At 65.9% G+C, this 25,283-nt stretch carries 20 protein-coding genes and 4 pseudogenes; 19 read left to right on the top strand and 5 right to left on the bottom strand.

Going from position 1 to position 25,283, the window contains the following annotated elements:
* Positions 1-9: 9 nt before the first annotated feature.
* On the bottom strand, positions 10-723 hold the full coding sequence (locus MSM1_RS08465; RefSeq protein WP_213441029.1) for a polysaccharide deacetylase family protein: 714 nt from the start codon (positions 721-723) through the stop codon (positions 10-12).
* A gap of 78 nt (positions 724-801) precedes the next feature.
* A complete protein-coding gene (locus MSM1_RS08460; protein WP_213441028.1) occupies positions 802-1,458 on the bottom strand; it encodes a L,D-transpeptidase in 657 nt (218 codons plus the stop codon).
* A 217-nt stretch (positions 1,459-1,675) separates the two neighbouring features.
* On the opposite strand from MSM1_RS08460, the gene MSM1_RS08455 reads away from it, so the two are divergent.
* The 17 genes and pseudogenes from MSM1_RS08455 to MSM1_RS08390 form a co-directional block, all read left to right on the top strand.
* Complete coding sequence (locus tag MSM1_RS08455) at positions 1,676-4,225, top strand: ATP-binding cassette domain-containing protein (protein ID WP_374101670.1); 2,550 nt, start codon at positions 1,676-1,678, stop codon at positions 4,223-4,225.
* Positions 4,226-4,310: 85 nt separating this feature from the next.
* Positions 4,311-4,427: pseudogene (locus MSM1_RS22915) on the top strand (DUF2563 family protein); the annotation flags it as partial.
* A gap of 42 nt (positions 4,428-4,469) precedes the next feature.
* Entirely contained in the window at positions 4,470-6,056 is a 1,587-nt protein-coding gene (locus tag MSM1_RS08450) for a hypothetical protein (protein WP_236054806.1), read from the top strand.
* 376 nt (positions 6,057-6,432) lie between these two features.
* The gene (locus tag MSM1_RS08445) at positions 6,433-6,726 is read left to right on the top strand and encodes a hypothetical protein (protein ID WP_213441026.1); all 294 of its coding nucleotides are present in this window, start codon (positions 6,433-6,435) and stop codon (positions 6,724-6,726) included.
* A gap of 102 nt (positions 6,727-6,828) precedes the next feature.
* A pseudogene (locus MSM1_RS21700) lies at positions 6,829-7,100 on the top strand (ATP-binding cassette domain-containing protein); the annotation flags it as partial.
* A 152-nt stretch (positions 7,101-7,252) separates the two neighbouring features.
* Positions 7,253-7,570: a DUF2563 family protein gene (locus MSM1_RS08440; RefSeq protein WP_213441024.1), complete on the top strand. Its 318-nt coding sequence runs from the start codon at positions 7,253-7,255 to the stop codon at positions 7,568-7,570.
* Complete coding sequence (locus MSM1_RS08435) at positions 7,552-9,552, top strand: alpha/beta hydrolase (protein ID WP_213441023.1); 2,001 nt, start codon at positions 7,552-7,554, stop codon at positions 9,550-9,552. The genes MSM1_RS08440 and MSM1_RS08435 overlap by 19 nt, the downstream gene beginning before the upstream one ends.
* Positions 9,536-10,120: a hypothetical protein gene (locus tag MSM1_RS08430; protein ID WP_374101669.1), complete on the top strand. Its 585-nt coding sequence runs from the start codon at positions 9,536-9,538 to the stop codon at positions 10,118-10,120. Before MSM1_RS08435 ends, MSM1_RS08430 begins: the two co-directional genes overlap by 17 nt.
* 707 nt (positions 10,121-10,827) lie before the next feature.
* Positions 10,828-12,150, top strand: coding sequence for an ISL3 family transposase (locus MSM1_RS08425; protein ID WP_213441022.1), 1,323 nt, complete (start codon positions 10,828-10,830; stop codon positions 12,148-12,150).
* A gap of 328 nt (positions 12,151-12,478) precedes the next feature.
* Entirely contained in the window at positions 12,479-12,970 is a 492-nt protein-coding gene (locus MSM1_RS08420; RefSeq protein WP_213441021.1) for a hypothetical protein, read from the top strand.
* Positions 12,948-13,259 carry a DUF2563 family protein gene (locus MSM1_RS08415; RefSeq protein ID WP_374101668.1) on the top strand — a complete coding sequence of 104 codons (312 nt, stop codon included), beginning with the start codon at positions 12,948-12,950 and terminating at the stop codon, positions 13,257-13,259. The genes MSM1_RS08420 and MSM1_RS08415 overlap by 23 nt, the downstream gene beginning before the upstream one ends.
* Entirely contained in the window at positions 13,256-15,112 is a 1,857-nt protein-coding gene (locus tag MSM1_RS08410) for an alpha/beta hydrolase (protein WP_213441020.1), read from the top strand. Before MSM1_RS08415 ends, MSM1_RS08410 begins: the two co-directional genes overlap by 4 nt.
* Before the next feature lie 139 nt (positions 15,113-15,251).
* The gene (locus MSM1_RS08405; RefSeq protein ID WP_213441019.1) at positions 15,252-15,665 is read left to right on the top strand and encodes a hypothetical protein; all 414 of its coding nucleotides are present in this window, start codon (positions 15,252-15,254) and stop codon (positions 15,663-15,665) included.
* Between the two features lie 177 nt (positions 15,666-15,842).
* Positions 15,843-16,313 carry a transposase gene (locus MSM1_RS21695; protein WP_236054805.1) on the top strand — a complete coding sequence of 157 codons (471 nt, stop codon included), beginning with the start codon at positions 15,843-15,845 and terminating at the stop codon, positions 16,311-16,313.
* A 226-nt stretch (positions 16,314-16,539) separates the two neighbouring features.
* Positions 16,540-16,899, top strand: a complete 360-nt coding sequence (locus tag MSM1_RS21690) for a transposase (protein ID WP_307857309.1) — start codon at positions 16,540-16,542, stop codon at positions 16,897-16,899.
* Between the two features lie 395 nt (positions 16,900-17,294).
* Positions 17,295-18,234, top strand: a pseudogene (locus MSM1_RS08395) (transposase family protein); the annotation flags it as partial.
* Positions 18,235-18,333: 99 nt separating this feature from the next.
* Positions 18,334-19,202, top strand: a pseudogene (locus MSM1_RS08390) (IS256 family transposase); the annotation flags it as partial.
* Between the two features lie 24 nt (positions 19,203-19,226).
* Here MSM1_RS08390 and MSM1_RS21685 read toward each other — a convergent pair.
* Entirely contained in the window at positions 19,227-19,781 is a 555-nt protein-coding gene (locus MSM1_RS21685) for a hypothetical protein (protein WP_236054802.1), read from the bottom strand.
* On the opposite strand from MSM1_RS21685, the gene MSM1_RS08380 reads away from it, so the two are divergent.
* Both MSM1_RS08380 and MSM1_RS08375 read left to right on the top strand, forming a co-directional pair.
* Positions 19,758-20,798, top strand: coding sequence for a tyrosine-type recombinase/integrase (locus MSM1_RS08380; protein WP_213441018.1), 1,041 nt, complete (start codon positions 19,758-19,760; stop codon positions 20,796-20,798). The genes MSM1_RS21685 and MSM1_RS08380 overlap by 24 nt on opposite strands.
* Positions 20,795-22,621: a site-specific integrase gene (locus tag MSM1_RS08375; RefSeq protein ID WP_213441017.1), complete on the top strand. Its 1,827-nt coding sequence runs from the start codon at positions 20,795-20,797 to the stop codon at positions 22,619-22,621. Before MSM1_RS08380 ends, MSM1_RS08375 begins: the two co-directional genes overlap by 4 nt.
* Positions 22,622-22,922: 301 nt before the next feature.
* Here the strand turns inward: MSM1_RS08375 and MSM1_RS08365 are convergent, their stop codons facing one another.
* Positions 22,923-24,197, bottom strand: coding sequence for a hypothetical protein (locus MSM1_RS08365; RefSeq protein ID WP_213441016.1), 1,275 nt, complete (start codon positions 24,195-24,197; stop codon positions 22,923-22,925).
* Positions 24,191-25,279 carry a tyrosine-type recombinase/integrase gene (locus MSM1_RS08360; protein WP_307857308.1) on the bottom strand — a complete coding sequence of 363 codons (1,089 nt, stop codon included), beginning with the start codon at positions 25,277-25,279 and terminating at the stop codon, positions 24,191-24,193. Before MSM1_RS08360 ends, MSM1_RS08365 begins: the two co-directional genes overlap by 7 nt.
* Positions 25,280-25,283: the final 4 nt, after the last annotated feature.

Raw genomic sequence — 25,283 nt, 5'->3', positions numbered from 1 at the left:
GGTCTCAGCTCAACCGAAGACGTCGTTGAGGGTGACGGTTTGCAGGTTGCGGCTGCGGATGATGCCGAGCAATTGCGGGAAACAGTGGGTGATAGTGGGCAGGTTAGCGTGCCCGAGCACGATCGCCTGCGGCTGAAACGACCTGTTCGCGGCGGCGATGAGGCCCGCCTCGCTGACCCGCCCCGAGTCGCCGATGTCACCGCTCCACAGCGTGATCGTGGTGTAGCCGAGATCGGCCGCGATGCGGTCGGTGGCGGGTGTGTGCCGGCCCCAGGGCGGGCGGAAGTACGGGGTTCCGTCGACGCCGTAGGTGTTGCGCAGGAAGTCGGCGTTCCGGCGGATCTGGTCGGCGACGGCGGTGGGCGCGATGCGGGTGATGTCCGGGTGCGACCAGGTGTGATTGCCCAATTGCACCTGCCCGGACTCGACCATTGGCCGCAGGGCGGGGGCGTTGACCGACCATGAGCTGTTGGCACCGTTGACGAAAAACGTCAAGCGGGTGCCGCTGTCGCGGCAGAAGTCGGCCAATGCGCCCACCACCTGCGCGCTGGTGCCATCGTCGATGGTCAACGCCAGCTGGTTGCCATTCCCGGGAAGCCGGGCGAGCACCCCCGGGGGTGGCTGCTTGTTCGGGATACCATGGGCAGCCGGCCAGCGGCCACTTACCGCAAGCCCGCCAAGCGCGATGCCACGCAACAACATACGGCGATCAATTCGCCGCATACCGTTACGGTACTGCTGGAGACGTTCCCACGGAAGAGGCCGGCGCCGTCCTGATTCTCCTGAGCGACTACTGAGCGGCTACTGAGCGATCGCGATCAGCGCGCCAGGCTGAAGCCACCTGATGACCTGCACCAGCATGCCGTCGTCGATCGCCACACAGCCCTCGGTCGGATTCCCGTCGGTGGTGTGCAAGAAAAACGCGGCGCCGTTGCCTGGGAGACGCTCCGGGTTAACGCCCATCACCACCGCGTGCTTGTATTGGGGAATGTCGAGGTTCTCACTGGCTGCGGTGTCGAACGGGCACTGGGCCTTTCGGCAGACCTGCATGGTGTTGAAGGTGGGGCTCCTGTCGTCACCGTCCCACCAGTGATCAGGACCTACCTGGACATACTTCAACCCGCCACCCGGATTGGGCGCCGTGCCGAAGGCATAGGGCAGGGTGAAAATCCCCATAGGTGTCGCCGGGTAACCACTTTTAGCCTGCGGTGTGAGCCCGGCCGATCCGACATGCGCGGGTATGCCGGCAGCGACCGGCTGCCAGCCCGTTGGCCCGCGTTGATAAGCATCCAGTTTCGCGTTCGAACCACCCACGCCGACAACCGAGATCACTTGCGTGGCGTTGCCTACCGAACGCGCGAACCACGGGCTGGTGGTTGCGCCGGCCACCGGCGCAATCACCAGCATCACGCAGATGGCGCACACCGCAACGCACACCAGACCCGTTAGTCGGCGCATCGACTTATGATCGCACGATCGATTGGCCCCACGCTCAGGGGCGAGTAAAGGTTCGGCCTCGATTGGATCGCTGGATGGCGGCGCGCCGGCACTGGGCACCCGCGATGAGTGACCCGGCTATATGATCGGCCACGAAGTGCTGTCGGCAACGTCTCGGTTCTCGGCCGCAGACTTTCCATGTACCTGTCTCGACGGATTATGGGGGAATGCAGCGCATTTGAGGACACCGAATCATCGCTCTCCCGCAGCGCCGGACGACACCACAACGGTCGAGCTGGCGCCTGCCGACGGGGTGGCCCCGCCGCCGTTGACCATCTGGCTCGGGTCGGCGATGTACACCTTTCCCGCCGACCGTGACGTCACCGTGGGCCGCGACCGCGACTGCGACATTGCTCTCGGCGACGCCGACCCGCCTGCCAGCCGGCTGCTCTCCGGCACGCATGCGATCCTGCGGTTCGACGGCATCCAATGGGTGATCGTCGACAAGAGCCGTCACGGCGTCTTCATCGACGGCGTTCCCCAAGATCTGGCCATCATCCACGATCGCCAGAGCGTCACACTCGGCAGCCCGGCGGGGCCGCAGCTGACTTTCCGCGTCGCCTCAGCGGCGGCGTCGTCGAGCGCGGTGTCGTCGAGTCCGCATAACCCGCCGACGTTGGGCCGGCTGCCGTCGGCTTCGGCGGCCGACGCGCGGACCACCGGGCTACCGGTGCCGCGAATCCTGCGCCCGCCGACGCGAACGCGGCCGCCGGTTCGGCCGGCACCGCACCACGAAGGACCCGGCCAACCGGACCGCACGCACCGGGTCGCCGACACGATACGACTGCTGGTGCCACCGCGTCCGGGAGCGCCCCCACCCGGGTCCACACCAATCGGTCGTGCCAAGACGAACGGCATCGTTGTTCATGACGCGCTGGCGTCCCGCGTGCATGCGCTGCTGGTGGTCACCCCGGCCGGTATCGAGATCCGCGACAACAACAGCAGCAACGGCACATTCGTCAACGGCCGGCGCATCACCCGCGCTCCGCTGCGCGACGGCGACATCGTCACGATCGGCAACACCGACTTGGTGGCATCCGGCCACACCCTGGTGCCGCGCACCGCGCCGGCGCCCACCAGCGGGCTCACCGCGCACGGACTCGGCCTGAGCATTGACGGCCACCGGCTGCTGAGCGACGTGTCGTTCAGCTCACGGCCGGGGACGCTGACGGCGGTCATCGGGCCGTCCGGAGCGGGCAAAACGACCCTGGTCAAGCTGATCGGCGGCGCCACGCAGCCCAGCACCGGGGCGGTCATCTTCGACGGGCACGACGTGCACGCCGAATACGCCTCGATGCGTTCCCGCATCGGGATGGTGCCCCAGGACGACGTCGTGCACCGCCAGCTCACCCTGGAACGCGCCCTCACCTACGCCGCGGAGCTGCGGCTGCCGCCGGACAGCTCGGCCGCCGACCGTCGCAGCGTGGTCGCACGTGTCCTGGCCGAGCTGGATCTAACGCCGCACAAAAACACCCGGGTCGACAAGCTGTCCGGCGGTCAGCGCAAGCGCGCCTCGGTGGCGCTGGAACTGCTGACCGGCCCCTCGCTGCTCATCCTCGACGAGCCGACCTCGGGGCTGGACCCGAATTTGGACCGGGCCGTGATGACGATGCTGCGCCGGCTTGCCGACGCCGGCCGGGTGGTGATCGTGGTCACCCATTCGCTGAGCTATGTGCGGATGTGCGACCAGATTGTGCTGCTGGCCCCCGGCGGCAAGACCGCATTCGCCGACCCGCCGACACACATCGGGGCGGTGATGGGAACCACCGACTGGGCTGACATCTTCGCGCGGGTCAGCACCGATCCCGACGGCGCCCACCGGGCTTTCCTGGCGCGACACCCCGCCGCGCCGGCGCCCCGGGCCCCGGCCGCCAGCGTCGCGGCGCTGGGCAGGCCCCCCCACACCAGTCTGTGGCGCCAGATTTCCACGGTGGCGCGCCGGCAGGTCCGCCTGATCACCGCTGATCGCGGCTACTTCGCGTTTTTGGCGATGTTGCCGTTCGTCCTGGGTGCGCTGCTGCTGGCGGTGCCCGGGAACACCGGGCTGGGGCTTGCCGACCCGCGCGGACCGCAGCCCGACGAACCCAGCTCGATCCTGATTTTGCTCAACATCGCGGCGGTGTTCATGGGCACCGCGTTGACCATCCGCGATCTCGTCGGGGAACGGGTGATCTTCCAGCGCGAGCGGGCGGTGGGTTTGTCGGCATCGGCCTACCTGGCTGCCAAGGCTCTGGTCTACAGCGCTGCGGCGCTGATGCAAACCGCGATCCTCACCGCGATCCTGGTCGCCGGGAAAGGCGCGCCCACCCACGGCGCGGTGCTGCTGGGCAACGGCGCCGTGGAGTTGTCTGTGACGCTGGCGGCCACGGCCATCAGCTCGGCGATGGTGGGGCTGGCGCTCTCGTCGCTGGCCCGCTCCACCGAGCAGATCCTGCCCTTGCTGGTGGTGGCGGTGATGGTCTCGATGGTGCTCGCCGGGGGCCTGATCCCGGTGACCGGGCGTCTGGGGCTCTCGCAGGCCTCGTGGCTGATCCCGGCACGCTGGGGTTTCGCGGCCTCGGCCGGCACCGTCGATCTGCGCGTTGTCGAGGCGGATGTGCCCGCCGACCGGCTGTGGTCGCATTCGCCGCGAATGTGGCTGCTGGACATGGGCATGCTGGCGTTGCTGAGCGTGGCGGTGGCCGGCTTCGTGCGCTACCGGCTGCGCCTGCCGGCGCCCGGACGGTGAGCCCTCGGCCGCTTGGGGTTCGCAAAGTGAATTGGCCGGCGATTGCGCGGTAGTAGCCCGACCGGAGTTCGCGAAAGGTTTCGCGATGTCCGTCGACACCACAATGCGGCACTCAGCTGCCAGCGCGTCCAACCAGGCGGGTGGGCCCGCCCTTGACGGTGCTGCTCATCTGTCCCGGATGACTGCGCTAAGCCGCAGCTTTGGAGATTTCCGGAACACTGGGCATTCCACGGGCGGTGATGTCTTGTCCGAACCCACGCTGTTCGAGGTCGAGTCCATCGACCGGGTGTATCTGAACGTGTGGATGCCACGGCTGGCCTATGGCGGCGGGGTTCAGGGCTTCTTCGTCGGCCACCGGGGCCACCACTACGCCTCCACTGCGTTGAGGGATCCGATGACGAAGGCGTTCGTCGCCGATATCCACGGTTTCGTTGCTGCGCGGGGCCTGGAGGTGGTGTCGTTCGGCAAGGAACGCAAAGACGATTTGGCCCAGCGGTTCCTGGCCCGGTTCACCGATCCGGAAGGGGTCCTGTTCGTGGGCCGGGCCCAGGAGAAGGCACTGGTCTGGCGTACTCAGCGCCGCTACAGCCGCGACGGTTCTTCCTACGCATGGCTCGTGCGATCCACCGCGTTCGTCAACCACTTCTATTTCTACTGCGTCGATGAGGACTTCGGCCCGTTCTTCATCAAGTTCTGCACCTACTTCCCCTACACCGCCAAGTTGTGCATCAACGGAAACCAATGGGCTAAACGCCAGGCCGCCAAGGCGGGGATCGCATTCGAAGCCCTCGACAACGGGTTCGCCTCGGTCGCCGACGTCGACCGGCTGCAGGCGATCTGCGACAGTCTTGGCCCCGACCAGATCGACGCGCTGCTACGTAAATGGCTGCGGATCCTGCCCAACCCATTCACCGATGAGGACATCACCGCCGGCTACCGCTACGAATTGTCGATTCTGCAGGCCGAATTCTCGCTGACCCAAATGCTGGACCGCCCGGTGTCGGGCCGGATCTTCTTCGAGCAGGTCATCCGCGACAATCTCGACATCGGCCGACCCGACCATGTCTCGTTGCTCTTCAACCGCCGCATCGTGGGCAGCGGCAAACGCAAGACCCCGGGCCAGTTTCGCACCCGGGTGATCACCGACGGTGTCGTCCCGTCACTGCACGTGGACTACAAGACCAGCAAAGTCAAGCAATACCAGAAAGAAGGGAAAGCGCTGCGCACCGAAACCACCATCAACAATCCCCGCGACTTCGGTATCTGCAAACGGCTGACCAGCCTGCCCGACCTGCGGCAGCTCGGCTTTTCGGCCAACCGGCGCCTGCTCGGCGTCCAAACCATCAGCCACGACCCGATCCGCGGCGCCAAAACATTCACCGACCTGACCACACCAGTCTTCACCGACTCCGGTACCCGCATACCCGGGCTGTGTTTCGGTGACATCCAAGTACACGCCCTGCTGCAGGTTTTGCTCGTCCACCGGCTCCTGGTCCACGGCTTCACCAGCCGTGACCTGCGCACCCTGATCGCGCCCCTGCTCGGCAAGACCGCCGAACACATCACCGCCGGCCAGATGACCTACGACCTGCGACGCCTGCGCGCCCACGGCCTCATCCAACGCGTCCCCCACACCCGCCGCTACACCGTCACCGCAACCGGACTGCAACACCCATTCTTATTCACCCGCGTCCACGACCACCTCCTGCGCGCCGGACTCGCCCAGGCCAGCGACCCCAGCCCACCGCGAAAATCCAAGCTGCACAACGCCTCCCGCGCATATCAAGCCGCCATCGACGAACTCACCCGACAGGCCCTACACGCCGCCTGAGCATTCGCGACTCGTTCGCCATACTTGACTCAATATTCACGGCGAGGACGCCTAAGCTAGCTAACGATCACTCACTTGCAACGGGTGCGGCGACCCCGGCGCTGACAAGGACCACCCTAACCCCACCGGCCGACAGCACAACCAACCCGGCGCTCACTAAGACGATCTTCGCCCGCGGCCGCTGCCGGGTTTCGCTGCCCTGGTCAGGGAGGGCTCTTCCGTTCGGGTTCTCTCGTCATCCGCTGACACCTGGCTGCTAATGCCACCGGAATGGACAGAGAAAAGCGGTTTGCTTGGGCGGCTGGAGCTGTGGTTTTCCGACGCGCACTCGAATTATGCGGGTAGTGTGTGGAATCCGCGGTGCTAAATGGAGTCGGTGCCGCCGAGCGCACCGGTGCCCACGGCAGCACCGGGGGCTGCGATGGCCGGGATGCCGGTGGTGCCGCCGGGTGCCCTGCACGGGCCTGGCGAGCCTGGTAGCGACGCCAAGGCCGACACCAAGCGTGTTGTCCCGCCGTCGGTGAAAAACGGCGCCCCCGTCCAGGGCCGCATCACCGCGCCGCCGGTCACACCGGAAGTGACGACCCGACTGCAGGGCAAGCCGATTGCCACCCGCCGCATCCTTGCGCCGGACCCCAAGCCCAGCGAGGAGCCCGACCCCGATCGCTAAGCGGGCGCTGCTCGGCTGCAGCGGCCGCATGCTCCATACGCCTGTCAATCCGGTGACGTGCACCTCGGGCTGGTGGGGGTGCCCCAGGCTTCGACACGGCGCCGGATTGGCCGAGACACCTCGGTCGCCGACCGCCGCAACGTGATCGCGCGCGTCCTGGTCGAGCTGGATCTGACCCTGCACAAAACACCCGCGTCGACAAGCTGTCCGGCGGAAAGCGTAAGCGCACCTCGGGGGTGCTCGTACTGCTGACCCGCCGTCGCTGCTCCTCCTCGACGAGCCGGCATCGGGGCCGGAACCGAATTTTGGACCCCGCCAAGATGACGATGCTGCCCCGGCTTGCCGACGCCGCCCGGGTGGTGATCGTGGTCACCCGTTGATCGGCGTGGCGGTGACCGCCGTCGGCCGTTTCCGGCTGCGGCTGCCGCTGCGCACACGGGTGGTCGGGCCGACGTGGGGGCGCTTGCCTGATTTGACAGTTATCGGGGTGGTAGTAGCGTCACCAGCAGCTTGGAGAGGGACTGAGATGTTCGTCGACACCGCGTTGCTGCGCTCCGGGGCCAACGAATCCCACCACGCGGGTGAGCACGCCCAACACGGCGCCAATCACCTGTCACGGGCACCGCTGTTTGCTGGGATGTTCGGCGACTTCCAAGTCGCGGACACGTTTTATGGAGTGCTCAGCGCTGCGCATGCGCATCATGTGAAATCCCTGCAACGACACCAAGAGATCCTCGATGACGTCGGTGGCAAGGCGAATCACGCGGCCACCGCGTTCACCGTGATGGATGACCACAACGCGAAGACGTTGCGGGAAGTGCCTTGGTGCGGCTTCGGCACATAAGCCTGGACAAGCTGATTTCCGCCGCCGGTGGTGATCCCTGGCAGGTCAACGCCACCCTGCAGCACGGCCGGCCAGCGCAAATCGCCGACTTGGGGCAAGCGTTTCACAACGCCGCGCAATCCATCAAAGAGGCCGACAACGCGTTCGCTGAGGCGCGTCGTCGCTTTCAGGCCTGGAGCCGCGACAACGGGCAGCACCCGCTCGCCGAGTCAGCCGAAGTGCAGCTCGCCACCACGCAGCTTGGTGTGCAAGCCGCCCAGCTGCCCAAAATCGCGGTCGACTTGGAAAATATCGGGGCCGCTCTCGCCGAGGCGCAAGGATCCGCCAATGCGCAAATCGCGGCATTGGAGGCTCGGCTGCACACTCTCGATGACTGGATTGGCCAAGCCGAGGACCTGATCCGCCAAGACGAGAACCTTCTCGCGCACGCCCGCAACGACCACGAGATAGCCGAGCTGAAAGCGGACATCGCTCAGCTTGAGCAATACCAACATGATTGTGACCACGAAGCCATCGACGACACCAAGGCGGCCCTGCGGCAGGTCAACCACATTCGTGACGCCTACGCGGGCGCACTGCAGGCAGCCGAAGCCGACCTGCGCGCCGACGGTTACGACCCGGCGCTTGTCCGGGCGATCGACGCGCCGCTGTCCCCGCCGAGACCGGACGATCCGGGCATCCCGATACCGCCGCCACAAACCAGCGCCGAAGACGTCAACACGTGGTGGGATTCGCTCAGCCAGCAGCAAAAAGACCAGCTGATCGCCCAACACCCCCCAGAGTTGGGCAACCTCAATGGCATTGACGCCGCCGTCCGCGACACGGTCAACCAGGCGGTGATGAACGATGATCTCAACCGGGTTTTGGATGTAGCTAAGGGGCACGGGGTGTCGCCGGACGAGGTGGTGCGCAATCCGGCAACCTACGGGCTCTCGGCCGCGGACATCACCCGGTATCAAAACGCGGTGAGAACGCGCGACGGGCTGAAGTACCACGAGACACATGGTGTCAAGCCTGGAAACCCGAGGCCCGTCATGCTGTGGGCTTATGACCCGTTGGCCTTTAACGGTCAGGGCAAGGCCGCGATCGCAATCGGTAATCCCGATTGGGCACGAGATACCGCGGTGATTGTGCCCGGTACCGGAAGCAGCGTGGCGCAGGGTTGGCTGGTTGGGCACGATGACGCGATCAACCTCTATGACCAGTCCCTGGCGGCCGATCCCGATCATCGCTACACCTCGGTAATGGCGTGGATGGGATATGACGCACCCGATGGATTCACCGACATCCGGGTCGGCCAGCCATGGCTGGCCCGGGACGGGGGCGATCTGCTGGCCGGGGATGTCAACGGTCTGGCGGTTACCCACAACGGGCTGGCCCCCGAGCACATCACGGTCATCGGGCACTCCTACGGGGCCACGACCGTCGCCGACGCGTTCGCCCACAGCGGCATGCGCGCCAACGACGCGGTGTTGCTCGGTTGTCCCGGCACCGATCTGGCCCATAGCGCCGCCGATTTCCACCTCGGCGGCGGACACGTCTACGTCGGCTCGGCGTCCAGCGACCCGATCAGCTGGATCGGCAATTCAGACGGCGTGCCGCGCGAGATGCTCAAGGATTATCTCAGGGAACACCACATCCCCCTCCCGGCGGCTGCCGGGTTGGGTTCCGATCCGGCCGGCAGCGGATTCGGGTCGATCCGATTCCACGCTGAAGTGCCCGGCCACGGGTCTGTCGACGAACACGACCATTCGCACTACTACGTACGGGGCAGCGAGGCGCTGCGCAGCATCACCGACATCGCCAGCGGCCACCCCGAACGACTGGCAACCGACGGCATGCTCGCAGAGGGCAGGCGCCAGCCGCACGTCGGCCCCCTCCGAATACCGGGCATACCGGCCTTCATCGACCCGGAAGCCGAGCGCCCACCGGATACCATCCACGATGATCACGCATACCGCACATATGAACCTCCGCGGTGACCGTCGTGGCCGCTGCTGGTCTGCGCTGCTGGTGCTGGCGGTGTTGGCCTCGCCGCTCGTGATGGGAGGATGTGCGCTGATGTTCCCCAACCGCCACGACATCGACCATCCGGCAAACCCAATGTCGGATCAACAAGCCATGGCCCAGGTCATCGAGCCCGCAAAGCAGATCGTGAAAGACGCCGACCTGCAGGACGTCTCAGGACGTTTCGACTGGGAGTCGTGCAATGACCAAGGCGACCCGCCCTACCGGGGGCTTGTGGAGATGAGCTTCAAGTGGCCTGTGGACGACGCCAAGGGTTACCCCACCGAGGTCGAGCCCGACGCCTATTTCGAAAAGCTCGCCGCGACAATGGTCGCCCACGGCTGGAGCGAGGGGCCCCCACCCGGCTGGCACTCATACGGAAGGGTCATCCACAAAGACGGGGTGGTGGCGGTCGTGACCCAAAACCCGGCCAGTGGTAGGGGGACTATCCGGATCTCCGGTGAATGCCGCAACATGACCAACCATCGCCGTGACGGCACAATGCTGGGCTTTGAGATCACCGACCAATTACATGACCGTTGATTGCCGGTGGGATCGCGGCGGCCTCCGCGATGCTTGCCCTATCGCCTACCCAGGTGGGCGCTCGCTGATTTTCGCCCAGCCACGACGACAACCACTTGTCAACTGGCTTCGACGAGCAAGCACGGACTGCGCGGGTTGTGCAGACACGTGCGATCCACTTGCTGAACAACACCTTTCGCCACGGATGCAAGGACTGGTTCCCGATCCCTGGACATGCGGCCTTACCTGAGTCGCCTGATAGACTTACTGGTGGCCCGCGCTGCACAATCGCCCGCCGAACATCGAGCCCACGCCGCTATGCTGGCAGCACATCAGGGCGCCGACGCGGACAACGCGAAGATACCGGCCGCCTGGGAAGGCCGGAATCGCACGCTGACGACGGCGATCAACGAAGCGGTCCAGCAAGAGAAGCCCCGTGACGTCCTAGCGACCGTTGGTCGCGATCCTCAATTTTCACCCGGCCTGGTTACGCCAAGGCGCAACTGACTGCGGCCAGGTTCGTCGAGTGGATTGGCGCAGCCCGGTACGGCGAGTTTCCGAGGATTAGCCGCATAGAAGCGCTCGCAACTGACGACATCGCGCAAGTGGACAAAAAGCGGCTCTTCTGACGCTTCCGTGGGCCGGTTGTTGATGTAAGGGGCGCACGTCGTTGTGGCTTAAGGTTTCTGGCTTGTGGAAGGTCAGGAACCAAAGGAGCCAACAACGACGTGCGCAATGTGAGGCTATGGCGTGCGCTGCTGGGTGTCGACCAGCGCACCGTGATCGAAGACATCGAGTTCGAGGAGTTCGGGGAGGAAGACGCCGACGGCGACACGCTGGTGGTGGCGCGGGTGCGGCCGCGAAGTGGTGTTTCGCGCCGTTGTGGCCGCTGCGGTCGCAGGGCGCCCTGGTATGACCGGGGTGAGGGTCGGCGCCGGTGGCGGGGCCTGGATTGGGGCACGATGCAGGTGGTGCTGGAGGCCGATGCGCCGCGGGTGAACTGCCCCGCCCATGGGCCTACGGTGGTGGCGGTGCCATGGGCGCGCCACCATGCCGGGCACACTTTGGCCTTTGATGACACGGTGGCCTGGCTGGCGGTGGCGTGTTCGAAAACCGCGGTGTGCGAGTTGATGCGGGTCGCCTGGCGCACCGTAGGGGCGATCGTGGCGAGGGTGTGGGCCGACACGGAGAAGAGGATCGACCGGTTTGCGGGTCTGCGTCGGATCGGCATCGATGAGATCTCCTCTAAGCGTCACCACAAGTACCTCACGGTGGTGGTTGACCACGACAGCGGCCGGCTGGTGTGGGCCGCCCCGGGCCGCGACACCAAGACGCTGCGGCGGTTTTTCGACGCTCTGGGCGCCCAGCGGTGCGCGCAGATCACCCATGTGTCCGCCGATGCGGCGGAGTGGATCGCCGATGTGGTCGCCGAGCGCTGCCCGGGCGCGATCCGCTGCGCGGATCCGTTTCATGTGCTGGCCTGGGCCACCGAGGCGCTGGATGCCGAGCGGCGCCGGGCCTGGAACGACGCGCGAGCGATCGCGCGCGGCGAGGCCAAATGGGGCCGTGGTCGGCCCAGCAGGAACACCGCGCCGCGGCCGGGTCATGAACGAGCACGGCGGCTCAAAGCCGCCCGCTACGCGCTGTGGAAAAACCCCGAGGGCCTCACCGAACGCCAAAGCGCCAAACTGGCCTGGATCGCCAAGACCGACACCCGGCTCTACCGCGCGTACCTGCTCAAAGAGGGCCTGCGGCATGTGTTTTCGGTCAAAGGCCAGGACGGCAAAGACGCCCTCGACAAGTGGATCTCCTGGGCGCGGCGCTGCCGCATCCCGGTCTTCGTCGAGCTGGCCCGCCGCATCAAACGCCACCGCGAGGCCATCGACGCCGCCCTCGACCACGGCCTGTCCCAAGGATTGATCGAATCCACCAACACCAAGATCCGCCTGCTCACCCGCATCGCATTCGGATTCCACAACCCCGCCGCGCTGATCGCCCTGGCCATGCTCGCCCTCGGCGGCCACCGCCCCACCCTGCCCGGCCGCGGCTAACACCCCTCCACCAGGGCACCCCTCGGGTTTCCCCTCTCAGACGTCGCCGATTCTGCGCTACCCGCTCGTCGGTGTCCATGTCGTTCCGCCTCGCTGCGCTCGGGGGCTCCACATGGACACCTCCCACCCGGGCAGCGCTACAGGCAACTATCGCGGAAGCAAGCACAAACGAATTCAACCATCAGATCACGGCCCCGAATCGGCCCCACCCACCCACGGATACGTCAGGAGGGCCACAAAAGCGGCTAATTTACTGACGTCGATCAGTTGCGGAGCCGCGCGTGCATGGTGACTACCGTGATAGCGCGGCGGCGATACGATCAAGCCCATGTCGCAGTTGCCTTTCCCGCCGCCTGCACAGCCGCCGGGAGCACCGTCGCCGTGGCCGCCGGTAGCGCCACCAGCGCCCAGGCGGCCATCGCCGTGGCTGACACGCATCCTGCTCATCACTGCGCTGGCGGTAATCGGCGCCATCGCGATCGGCGCCTGGTTTCGGCCTCTGCCAAACAACAAGCCCACTCCCGCTTCGCCCGGGCCGACGTTCACCGATCAGCAAGTCAGCAACGCCAAGGCGAGCGCATCTGCTGGCTTCGAGAAAGTTCGGACCAGCATCCCACTGCAAACCAGCGCTGATAGTGGTGGTGAGCCGGTGATGACCCAGGCGGTTGCCGCAAGCGCGCGGCTTGCTCTCCTCGCCGGCGGTTATTACCTCCAGACTCGACTGGACCCTGCTACGCCGCCATCGCTCGCCACGGCGATCCGCAGTTTCTCAAATATCTCGCTGGATCTAGCAGAAAATGCCCTATCTAATGTTCGTTGACACCGGACTGCTGCACGCGGGGGCCACCGCCTCGCAGCGCGCTGGCAAGAACGCCCAGCACGGCGCGAATCACCTTTCGCGCGCACCGCTGCTTGCGGGGATGTTCGGTGACTTCGCCGTCGCCGAGGCGTTCCATGCGGCCATTAGCACCGCGCACGTCCACCACGTCACCACCCTGGTGGCGCATCACAAGGCCCTCGCCGGCATCGGCGAGAAAGCGCATCACGTCGGGTATTCGTTCACCGCGACGGAGGACCACAACGCGAAGCTGTTGCGGGACGTGATATGAGCTACCGGCACATCGACCAAGACAAGCTGGCTGTGGTGGCCGGAGATCCCTGGCAGGTCAACGCCACCCTCCAGCATGGCCGGCCCGCACACATCAACGCACTGGCGCAAGCGTTTCATAACGCCGCTAAGTCCACCGCGGATGCCGACGACGCCTTCCGGCGGGCGCGTGAGCGGTTCGAAAAATCCTGGAACCGGGAAAACGGCGAGCATCCGCTCAACGATTCGGCTGAAGTGCAGCTGGTTACGCAGTCGCTGGGTGTGCAGCTCGCACAGCTGCCCAAGATCGGCGCCGACTTGGAAAACATCGCCGCCAGTTTGGCCGAGGCGCAACGCGCCAGCGCGGGCTACATCGCTAGCCTCGAAAACCAATTGCACCTCATCGATCAAGAACTCGACGACGTGATCGCCGCAGAGAATTCTCCCTACGTGACTGCCGCGGAGCGCATTATCCTTGATGAACACATCAACGGCCTCTACCAACAAGCCATCGACGACACGCAGGCAACCCTGCAGCAGGTCACCCACGTGCGGGCCGGCTACGCGGGCACCCTGCAGTCCGCGGAGGCCACCTTGCGCGCCGACGGGTACGAGCCGGCGCTCGTCCGCGCTGTGGACACGCCGGGGTCGGCGCCCAAACCGGACGGCCCGGCCATCCCGGTTCCGCCGGCGAACACCAGCGCCGAGGATGTCAACAAGTGGTGGAACTCGTTGAGCAACGAGCAAAGAACCCAGCTGATCGCTCAACACCCACCGGAGTTGGGAAACCTCAACGGCATTCCGGTCATCGCCCGCGACGAGGTGAACGAGGCCGTGATGAACGACGACCTGAGCCGGGTACAGGATCTCGCCAACCAGCACGGGGTGCCGGTAGACAACGTGCTATTCGACCCCGCCAAATACGGCCTGTCAGCGGCCGCCGTCACTCGCTACAACAATGCAGTACAGACTCAAAAGGGCCTCAACACAGATGCCACGAACCCCAATGGCAGCAAAAACCCGGTCTTGCTGCATACCTATGACCCCGAGGCGTTCGGTGGGCGGGGCCGCGAAGCCATCGCTATCGGCAACCCCGATACCGCCGCCAACACAAGCGTGCTGGTTCCGGGAACGGGCAGCAGTGTCCGCGACGGCTATCTTTCCCACCTGGATGGGCGCAATCTGTACAACGAGGCCAACGCTGCCGACCGCGGCAAGGCGACGTCGGTGCTGGTGTGGATGGGCTATCACGCTCCAGACAGCCCTACTGACCTTCAGATCGGCCAGACGACGTTGGCACGAGACGGGGGCCATTTGCTGGCCACCGACGTCAACGCACTCGGTGTGACCCACGAGGGCTCGCCCTCACACGTGACCGTGATCGGCCATTCCTACGGCTCAACGACGGTGGCCGACGCCGCCGCCGGCTTCGGGATGCACACCAATGATGTGGTGCTCGTCGGTTGCCCGGGTACGGATTTGGCTCGCAGCGCAGGCGATTTCAACCTTTCACCGGGCGGCCACGTGTATGTGGGCGCGGCATCGTCTGACCCGATCACCCACTTGGGCGGCGTCCAAGAACACATGCCCGGCACCGGCGTCACAATCGGGCTGGGCAACGACCCGGCCGTCGAAGGCTACGGCTCCACCCGGTTCAAAGCCGAAGTCCCGGGCCTGACTTCGCCGTTGAGCGATCACAGCTCCTACTTCACACGGGGAACTGAGTCTTTGTTCAGCATCGGCGATATCGCCTCCGGCCACGGCGACGCACTGGCCCACGACCACATGACCGCACCCCACCGCGGCAGCTACTGGCTGCCCGACGACATCGACCCGGAGGCCACTCGGCCAGGAACAGGCGGTCACTACCATTAGCAAGTCCTCGCAAGCCCTTCAGCGGATCAATGCAACCACCCGTGGCGTGGTTTCCGGGTGTGCCGTAGCGGCGCTGCTCAGCATCTCGGTCCAATCCTGTACCACAGCAAAAAATTTGAGCGAAGGAGTGGTTCACCCGATGACCCCAGAGCAATCGAAGGCCCAAGTCATAGATGCCGCCCGAGAAATTATCCAACTTCTGGGCCTCAAAGATGTGTCTGTAAACTTCAGCCGCGAGTCCTGCAACGACCAGGCGGTTGCGCCGTTTCGCGGCGTGGCAGGGTTCGGTTACCAACATGCACCAACGCTTGATGAGTCGGAGGCCGAGGTCCAGCGCATGTTGGCCGTACTCAAGCAACACGGCTGGAGCGGCGGGGGCGATTTCCACAGTCATTCCCCGAATGTGAGCAAGCAAGGCGTCACCGCGATTTTCGACCCTTACTCCCCGATCCAAAACTTCGGCGGAACCATCACAATCTACGGGGAGTGCCGCGACATGACCACAAAAGAAAACTCTGTACCCGAGCCGATACCGCCAGATCAGTTGAGGTGATGGCCGCATCGCAAACGCCCAAACACACCGATTACGAGTCCGTCTATTATTTTAAGACGTCATCCCAGCCGGCGACACCTTCCGCGTTGATGCGATGAAGGGGCGGGGCCTCCGCCCTCATGACGTTCCCGACGGATGCTGGGGGTGTTCACATCGATTACGACAGGGAGGCCCCTTATGAGCGAGTATGACGGAAAACAGTTCGTCGGGATTGACCTTCATCGCCAACGGTCGGTGATCGTCCGCCGAACCGAGATCGGTGAGCAGCTGTCGGCGGTGGCGATCGTCAACGATCCGGTGGCGTTGGGGTTAGAGCTCGAGCGGGCCGGATCGAACCTGGAGGTGGTGCTGGAAGCCACCTACGGCTGGTATTGGACAGTGGACGCCCTGCAGGCGAGAGGCGTTAGTGTGCATTTGGCGCATCCATTGGGTGTCAAAGGGTTCCGCTACCGGCGAGTGAAGAACGACGTGCGCGACGCCGGTGGTCTGGCGGATCTGCTGCGGATGAACCGGTTGCCGGGGGCTTGGATCGCGCCGCCGGCGACGCGGGAGTTGCGTGAGCTGGTCCGCTACCGCGCCAAGCTGGTGGCGCTGCGCTCAGGCCTTAAGGCCCAGGTCCACGCGTCCTCGCCAAGGCCGGGGTGCTGATCGTTGCCACGGACCTGTTCGGCGTGGATGCCCGAAGGCGCCTCGAACGAACACCATTGTCCGGTGTATACGCCCAGCGGGTGTCCTCGCTGCTGCACCTGATCGACATTCTCGACGCAGAGGAGACAGCGCTGGCCACCCAAATCGGCGCGCGGTTGCGCGACCACGAGGGCTACCGGGGATCCAAGCACTGCCCGGTGTCGGGCCGACCCTTGCGGCCATCTTTGTGGCCGAGATCGGCGACGTGCACCGATGCGCCGATCCGGGGCGACTGTGTTGCTGGGCCGGGCTAACACCACGGCACTACGAGTCCGACACCGTGGTACGCCGCGGACACATCACCAAACAGGGATCCAAGCTGGTGCGCTGGGCGACCGTCGAGGCGATCCAACGCAAAACAACAGCAAAGATCACCGCCGATCAAGACAGGATCGCGGCACGACGTGGAAAGGACATCGCGAAGATCGCCGCGGCCCGCAAGCTGCTCACCCTCGTCTACTACGGCCTACGCGACCGACATATCCGTGCGCTCGCCAAAGACGCAGCGTCAGTTCTCCGGACGCGGCATGCGCGTGGTCGCCGATGAGTCTGGCCTCCCCCAGGCGGGGCGTGGCCGTCGCGTTGATTGACCCCGCATATCGCACGCCGCACCGCTCCATGCCCGCAACCGCCGGGCGAAGGGATGACCGGCAGCCGGGAAACCCGGCCCTGCCCAACATTATTCGCATCACACTGTAGACGCTCCCACCCACAACACCATAAGCAATGCCGTTTTCGGGTTCTGGCCGATTCTGCGCTGAACCGGGCCGCCGTCAAGACCGTTCGTCCTCGCTACGCGGCGGGCGCTCCGACTTGACCGCAGGCCCTTATTCAGCGCTGCCCGCACAGACGCCGAAAACGGGCAAAACAGCAGCACATCACACTTGACAGAACCCCACCCCTTCAGGGATGACTCACCCAAAATGGGCGCGTAGCTTCCTTCGTTGTCTCATGTATGGTCCGAACGTCATTGCGGCGCTGGTGTTCTGCTGGGCGGTGCTGGGCATGCCCGCCGGCAAGCGGCTGGCGCCGATACCGGGGGAGCTGGTGGAGCGGCTGCGTCGTTGCGAGGAGCTCGACATCGACGACGACACCGCCGCGCTGCGGGCGGGCATGTCGGCGGCCACCATTGATCGCCGCCTGGCGTCCGAGCGCAAGAAGCATGAGCTTAAGGGCCGCAGCCACACCAAACCCGGCTCGCTGCTCAAAAGCCAGATCCCGACCGCGCCTAGGCCGATAGGGACGACGCGGCGCCCCGGGTTCGTTGAGATCGACCTGGTCGGCCATGAGGGCGGCAACGCCGCTGGTGCGCCCGCCTACACGCTGACCGTCACCGACATCGCCACCGGCTGGACCGAGAACCGCAGCGTGCCCAACAAGGCCCGCAAATGGGTGCTGGCCGCGCTGGACGATATCGCCAAGACCATGCCCTTCCCGATCTTGGATGTGGACAGCGACTGCGGATCGGAGTTCATCAATTACCACCTGCTGGCGTGGTGTGAGCAGCGCCAGGTCACCTTCACCTGCTCGCGGTCGGGCAACAAAAACGACGGCTGCTACGGGGAACAGAAGAACTGGGCGGTCGTGCCCACCGTAGTCGGCTACCATCGTTACGACACCAAGGCAGAACTGTTGTTGCTCAACAAGATATGGACGTTGCAGTCATTGCTGACCAACTACTTCTACCCGCAGCAAAAAACTCGTCTCCAAGGTCCGCAACGGCGCCAAAGTGTCCAAAAAAATACGACACCGCCACGACCGCGCACCGCCGCGCCGAGCGCCATCAGGCGGTCTTCGATGAAGACAGGGCGATCCTCGCCGACACCTACGCGAGCATCAACCCGCCGCCGTGCAGCGCCAGATCCAGGCCCTGACCACCAGGACTCCTGACATAGGTCTATCGCTGATTCGGTGTAAGTGGTTCTGATCGCCCCGGCGTGGGGCAGAAGGAATCACTGTGATGACGAAGACACTTAAGGGCATGGAAACCCAAGTGAAGGAACCGCCGGCCCCGGCTGGCGAGAACGTGGATGAGACGGCCGTTGCCGCCCGTGATCTGTCCGCCGCTGAGCGGGTGCTGGTGGGCGATCTGGTACGCCAGGCGCTGAGGGGGTCGCATTGACCGGCCCGGACGGTTTGCTCAAAGCGCTGACCAAGACGGTGCTCGAAGCGGCGCTGGACGAGGAGCTGACCGAGCACCTCGGTTACGACAAGCACGCCGCAGCCGGGCGTGGCAGTGGCAACTCGCGTAACGGCACCCGCGCTAAGAAGGTGATCACCGATGCGTGCGGCCAGGTCGAAATCCAGGTGCCCCGCGACCGCAACGGCACCTTCGAGCCGGTGATCGTGGGCAAGCGCCAACGCCGCGTCTCCGATGTGGATCGGGTGGTGTTGTCGCTGTACGCCAAAGGCCTGACCACCGGCGAAATTTCAGCCCACTTTGACGATGTCTACGGGGTGTCGGTGTCTAAGGACACCATCAGCCGGATCACCGACCGGGTAATCGAGGAGATGGCCACGTGGTGGTCTCGGCCGCTGGAGAAGGTGTACGCGGCGGTGTTCATCGACGCGATCATGGTCAAGATCCGCGACGGGCAGGTCCGCAACCGGCCGGTCTACGCCGCGATCGGGGTGGACCTTGACGGCAACAAGGACATCGTGGGGATGTGGGCCGGCGACGGCGACGGGGAGTCAGCCAAGTTCTGGCTGGCGCTGCTGACCGACCTGAAAAACAGGGGCGTCAAGGACATCTTCTTTTTGGTCTGTGATGGGCTAAAAGGGTTGCCCGACAGCGTGTCTGCGGTATTCCCGCTGGCCACGGTGCAGACCTGCATCATCCACCTGATCCGCATTAACCGGCCCTCGCGGCCGGAGTCAAGAAGGCAGATCGGTCGAGTGATGGCGGCGTAGTCGTTGGAGGTGTTGATCGAGATTGGCCGCGACGCGCTGATGCCGGGCGGCCTCGTCGTCCCAGCCGCGGGCGTGGGCATCGGCTTGCAGGGCGCGGATGTCGTCGAGTTGCGCGCTGATCGTCGTGGTGGCCGCTGGGTCGGGGACAAAGAAGTCGCGCTGTTCGCAGATGTTGGCGTAGGGGCAAGGCCCGGCGGCTTTGGGCCGGGCGCAAAAGCCGTGCGCGAGCCGGGTTTTGAGCATCTCGGCGTGCAGCCAGGCGACCTTGTCAGGTACCGGCGGTGCGGCGTTGACGGCGGTCAGTGGCAGCAGTTGACCGGCGCGGACCTTGTCCATCGCCGCCTGGTAGGCACTGCGGATGGTCGGGGTGGTGAGCTTGGCGTAGCGCAACGTCATCTCCGGGGTGACGTGTTTGATATACGGGTGATATTCGGCGTGTCTGCCGTGATCCAGCGGGGCTGACGCGGATGCTGGCGGCGGGAGGTTGTCGTGTTCATGCCGTGCTTGGTTCGTCACCATCGTGGGGCGGAACTGGTCGCGATCACCCTGGGGCATTCGCTGCTGGATGACTACCTGGCCTTCGTTGCGGCGCGAGCCCGGACCAACACATGGCTGGCGGTGGCGTCGGATTTGAAGATCTTCTTCGGTGTAGTTGCCAAGCAACCGGCTCAGGTGAACGCCGCAGATGTCTTCGCGTTCTTGGCTTCTCAACGCACTGCCCGCTTGGGCGAGCAGGTGGTGCGGTTGGAGGACGGCGAGCCAGGGTTGGCGTCGCGCACGATCGCCCGCCGGTTGTCCAGTGTGCGTGGCCTGTATGCCTACCTCGCGGCCCGCGGTGATACCGGCGTCACCTGCAACCCCGTCCCGACAAGCCTGGCGGCGCGTCGCCCCGGTGCTCGGCGCGGCAAGGGCGGCGTGCCGTTGATCCGCACCCCGCGCACGCTGCCCCGGGTGCTGGTGCCAAGCGAGGTCGACGCGTTGCGGGCGGCGCTGCGCACCCACCGCGACCGGGCCATGGTCGAGGCGATGCTGCTGGGTGGTCTGCGACGCTGTGAGGTGCTGGGACTGCGCCTCGACGATGTCAACGCCGGCGAGCGGCGGGTGTTCGTGGCCGAAGGCAAGGGCGGTCGGCAGCGGATGGTGCCGGTATCGGCGCGGTTCTTCGCATCGCTGGGGGACTATCTGGATCAGGAGCGCCCGCAGACGTCGACCGATCGAGTGTTCGTGGTGTTGAAGGGATCCCGGCGTGGCGAGCCGTTGTCGGCTGCCGGTCTGGACGAGATCCTCGAGGGTGCGCGCGGTCGCGCCGGGCTGACCCAGGCGACGTGCCATCAGCTGCGGCACACCTGTTTCACCCGGCTGCGGGAGGCGGGGATGGCGCTGGAGGCGATCCAGGCTCAGGCCGGCCACGCATCGATCGACTCGACCCGCATCTATCTGCATCTGGCCAACGACTGGCTGGAACGGGAGTACCTGCGGGCCGCCGAGGCGATCGAGGCGCAGGTCGTCGCGTCCGGTGAGGCGGCCGAGAAATGAACCGGTCACCGGCACCTCGCCCCGACATCGAGGAGCTCGTCGAGGCGTATAGGGCCGACCTCGTTGCGGCCAGGATGTTCGCGGGACACCCGGTGACCTCGGTGGCCCGCACGTTCTTCACCCGCGTGGGTGTGGCGGGCTGGTCTGCGTTGCCGCTGGCAACCCAGTGCGCTTTGCCGCTGAAGGATCGACGGGTGGTCGGTTGGCTGATCGTGACGGGACGGCTGCGGCCCAGCCCGGACTATCTCGTGGCGTGCCGGCCCTACCTCGGCGAAGTCGCCGCTCACCATCACCGCAGGTTCCACCAACGGTTCGTGGCGACCTCCACTGAGCTCGGGTTCGGTCCCGTCGTGACCCGCCTGCAGTGGTCCGCCCTGGCCAAGGTGGCCGCGCTGGCCGGGCTGACTCCCGAGAAGCTGACCCAGCCGGTGATCGATACGCAGCGAAAAGCGTTGATCAGCGCGATAACTCGCCACCGACCCGGCAGCCACGGCGCCAAGGCACTGAGCGCGGCGCTGTTCGGTGCGCAGACCACCCTGTTCCACCTCGGCGTCCTGGACACCGCGCCCCGCAAGACCAGCCCAAACCGCTCGGCTGAACGGGCCGCCCAGTGGGCGGCGGTCCCGCCGCGGCTGGCGGCCACCCTGACCGGTTACATCGCCCAGACACGGCTGTCGCTGCGGGCGTCGACGATGGTGCGCGTCGAAGGCGTGCTGCGGGAGTTCGCCGGTTGGCTGGCCGCGAACGCCCCCGAGGTGGTCTGCGTCGCCGACCTGCGTCGGACACACATCGAGGCCTACAAGCTGCACCTGAGCACCCGGCCCTCGGCCCGCGGTGGGCGGTTGTCCAAGATCAGTCTCGCCGAACACCTCGGTACCCTGCGCACCTGCTTCGACCGGCTCACCGAATGGTGCGGCGACGACATTCCCGCCCGCGTGCTCATGTTCACCGGCGACCTGCCGCTGCGCGACGACCCGCTGCCCCGCTTCCTCGACGACGCCGCGTTCACCAAGCTGCTGCAGGCCGCGCGCACCGCTGATGATCCGTTCGTTCGACTGTGTGTGGAGTTTCTGGCCCGCACCGGGCTGCGCAAGGGCGAATTCCTCGATCTCACAGTTGATTCCGTGGTGCAGATCGGGGCGGCATACTGGTTGCACGTGCCGCTGGGGAAACTGCGCACCGACCGCTACATCCCCTTGCACCCCCAACTCAAGGACCTCCTCGACGCCTGGATCGCCAACCGACCCACCAGCTTGCGCAGCCCCTACCTGTTTATCGAATACGGCCAACGCATCGGCGAGGGCCGCGTCGATCGGGCAGTCGCTGAAGCCGCGAAAGCGGCTGGCATCGGCCGTGTTTCGCCGCATCGTCTCAGGCATACCTTGGCGACCCAGGCGATCAACCGCGGCATGTCCCTGGAAGCGCTGGCCGCGCTGTTGGGTCACCGATCTATGCGTATGACGCTCGTTTACGCCCGAATCGCCGATCGCACTGTCGCCGACGAATACTTCTCCGTCAGTGAAAAAGTCGAAGCCCTCTACGATCAGCCGCGCGCACTTCCCGCCGACGCCGAAGGCGCTGAAATGCGCAAGCTCCGTGCCGAGATGCACCGCCGCATGCTCGGAAACGGCTACTGCGCCCGACCCGTCGGCCTGGACTGCCACTTCGAATCCATCTGCGAATCCTGCACTTTCTTCCAGACCACCATCGAATTCCGCCCGACTCTGCAGGCACAACGCGACGACGCCGCCGAGAAAGGACAACTCGGCCGCCAGAAAGTGTTCGACGGACTGCTCGCCCGCCTCGACGATGCCGCCTCCTGACCGCACCCACTTGACAAGATCACCCGCATAATGGCCCATGAGCGCCATCAGCGCGGGTAACTCGATACCGCCGTTGATCAGGCTGGTGCCGAAGGTGTGCCGCAGCTGGTGTGGAGTGACGTGCAGCGCTTTCCGTCGCGGCCGCGCAGCCCGGCGGCGGCGACGGCATCGAGCAGGCCCTTGCGCAGCCGGAATGACGTTGGCCGACGGCCGTGTTCGAGGAATAAGAACTCAGTTAGCCGGCCGCCGCGGGGGTGAGGCAGCGCACGCTGGCGGCCCCGTTGGGCGATCCAGGCATCGATCACCTGCACGGTGTCCGGCTCCAGCGCATCATGGGTTCGGAGTTGCCCTTGCCGACCGGCACTCGCAGCCAGGTGCCATGCCCGGCGAAGTCCAGCAGGCAGTCCAGTTCCAGGTCGAGCAGTTCGCCGAGGCGCATGCCGGTGGCGCGTAGCAGCAGCAGGCCGGTACGCACGAGTGCGTCATCGAGGTTGGCGACGGCCGTCGTCAGCGCCCGGTCGACGTCTGGGGTCAGGGCTCGGGGCAGCGCGTCGGGGGTGCGTGGGATGTCGGCGTAGAACAGCAGCCGCCGCGGCGGGGCCGACGGCCAGCTCCAGCCGGCGATGTCTTCGAAGAAGCAGCGCAGGTCGACCACGTCTTGGTGGAACGCGACCACGCCGATGGTGCGGCGCTGGCGGTTCTTGCCGCGCCACGGCCGGGCCCGCGCCCACGCCAGATACGGCTCAATATGGCGGGTCCGTTCGATCTCCTGCAGCCGGGTCACTTCGGGGTGGTGCTCGGCGAGGTAGTCGAAGAACACCCGCAGCGCCTTGGTTGGCCCGGCCACGGTGTAGGGGCGCAGCGTGGTGGTGATCGTCTGCACATAGCGAACGACCTCGGTGCGGATCAGCGGCTGGCGCACACCGGAGGCATGCACGAGTGGCCCGACCGCCACCGGTCGGCTCTGCCGCGGCGGGGTGCTCAGGCCGCCGAGCCGATAACAGGCCTGCTGCAAGGCGAACAGCCGGGTGCGGGCATGGTGGCGCGCCGAGGCAGACAGCGCGGCCGATGCATCCAATTGTCCGAGCACACCGGCGAAGTCGTCCTCGGTCAACCGCCGCACGGGTTTTCCCACGTGCAGGCAAATCGTCGAGGCGGCCAGCAGCCCGACCTGACGCTGCCAGTTGGCACTCCAGCCCAGCACCGCAGCGGCCTCGGCGACTGCGGCCACGTTGTCGGGCTCGTGGGCAGCCCACTCGACCGGCAGCCCGCACCCGGCTGGTTTGGCCAGCAGTAGCTCCACGTCGGGGACCAGGTGCCGCTGAATGAAACACCACGAGACGAACGACCACGCTTTGAACCGGTGTAGGTCTGTCAGCCGGGCAGGAGTGGGCCGACGCATCCACACCGCCAGGTCGGAAAAGCGGTCCACGAAGCGGCGCGCACTGCGACGCCGTGCGAATCGCACACTCGCGCAAAGCGACACCGCCTCGACGTGCGCGTCGTAGGCAGCGATCAGCCCGGCTGCGCCGGGCAACGGCGCGGCGTCGGCCGCGCTAACCGCGACACTTACCACGGCGATGCCTTGCGAGCGGTGCTGTACTCGGCGCAGAGGGTCTCAGCCGATAGGTGCACGTATTTTCCCGTTGTCTCGGGGCTGGCATGTCCCATCAAGTCCCGCAGCACCAGCAGGTCGATCCCGGCCGCGGCCAACTGTGTGCCGTAGGTGTGGCGCAGCCGGTGGGGGCGCACCCGGGCTGCGCCCGAGCTGGCCCGGTGGGCGCGGAAGATTCGACCCATCCCAGCCTCGGTCAACGGCTGCCCTGCGGTCGGCCCGCGCAGCACGACAAAACACTGCTCGGTCGTGCAATCTGTTGGACGCTCAAGCCGTAGATAAGCAGCCAGTTCAGCGAAGAACGGCCGGTCCACCGGAACCACCCGTTCCCGACCACCCTTGCCGGCCACCCGCAACTGCCGGCGGGCGATGTCCACCTCGGCCAACAGCAGACCGCGGACCTCGGCGGCGCGTAGTCCGCCGAGCAGCATCAGCAGCACCATCGCGCGGTCGCGATGGGTGCCCAGGTCAGTCAGAAACGCCTCAATCTCAGCCAGCTCAAGGCTTTCCGGCAATAGCCGCTGCTGGCGCACCAGCCGGCCGCCTGACCGCGAGTGACGAGCCCGGATATGGCCCAGCAAGCCCCGACGCGCCCGAAGCCCGCTGGTGCGCCGCGCCGCCGGCACCGGACTGGCCATCACCACGCCAGTGATCACCGCGAACTCGAACAGGGCCCGCACCGCGGCGATGCGCCGGTTCTGCGTCGCGGCAGCGGCGCCCCGCCGCTCGGATAACCGGACCACTGTCGAACCCGCAGTGCGCTTGGGCTGGGTCTGCCAGTCCAGATAATCAAACAAGTCGGTCGGCCGCACCTCGGCCAGACCAACGCCCTGCCCGGTGAGAAACCGCAAAAAGTTCAACACGTCATACGCATACGCGCGTCGCGTCGCCCGAGCGAAGTTTCTGCCCTGCAGATGCGCCAAGAACCGGTTCACCACCGCGACGTCGTCGCGCTGCCCAGCGGCAACCTCACCGGCAATCAGAAAGACGTCTCCATCGCCGGCCACCCGAAGCCCCATCGGCACCTCCACACGGAAAGCCACCGAC

The sequence above is a fragment of the Mycobacterium sp. SM1 genome (assembly GCF_018361265.1).
Taxonomy (GTDB): Bacteria; Actinomycetota; Actinomycetes; order Mycobacteriales; family Mycobacteriaceae; genus Mycobacterium.
This window is presented reverse-complemented; position numbering and strand designations above follow the sequence as displayed.

Excerpts from the sequence above, each read along its gene's own strand:
- MSM1_RS08380 (WP_213441018.1), top strand. The coding sequence starts at position 19,758 with ATGCCGTGCTTGGTTCGTCACCATCGTGGGGCGGAACTGGTCGCGATC.
- MSM1_RS08420 (WP_213441021.1), top strand. The coding sequence starts at position 12,479 with ATGTCGCAGTTGCCTTTCCCGCCGCCTGCACAGCCGCCGGGAGCACCG.
- MSM1_RS08430 (WP_374101669.1), top strand. The coding sequence starts at position 9,536 with ATGAACCTCCGCGGTGACCGTCGTGGCCGCTGCTGGTCTGCGCTGCTG.
- MSM1_RS08460 (WP_213441028.1), bottom strand. The coding sequence starts at position 1,458 with ATGCGCCGACTAACGGGTCTGGTGTGCGTTGCGGTGTGCGCCATCTGC.
- MSM1_RS21685 (WP_236054802.1), bottom strand. The coding sequence starts at position 19,781 with ATGGTGACGAACCAAGCACGGCATGAACACGACAACCTCCCGCCGCCA.
- MSM1_RS21695 (WP_236054805.1), top strand. The coding sequence starts at position 15,843 with ATGAGCGAGTATGACGGAAAACAGTTCGTCGGGATTGACCTTCATCGC.
- MSM1_RS08440 (WP_213441024.1), top strand. The coding sequence starts at position 7,253 with ATGTTCGTCGACACCGCGTTGCTGCGCTCCGGGGCCAACGAATCCCAC.
- MSM1_RS08375 (WP_213441017.1), top strand. The coding sequence starts at position 20,795 with ATGAACCGGTCACCGGCACCTCGCCCCGACATCGAGGAGCTCGTCGAG.
- MSM1_RS08465 (WP_213441029.1), bottom strand. The coding sequence starts at position 723 with ATGCGGCGAATTGATCGCCGTATGTTGTTGCGTGGCATCGCGCTTGGC.
- MSM1_RS08410 (WP_213441020.1), top strand. The coding sequence starts at position 13,256 with ATGAGCTACCGGCACATCGACCAAGACAAGCTGGCTGTGGTGGCCGGA.
- MSM1_RS08415 (WP_374101668.1), top strand. The coding sequence starts at position 12,948 with ATGCCCTATCTAATGTTCGTTGACACCGGACTGCTGCACGCGGGGGCC.
- MSM1_RS08405 (WP_213441019.1), top strand. The coding sequence starts at position 15,252 with ATGACCCCAGAGCAATCGAAGGCCCAAGTCATAGATGCCGCCCGAGAA.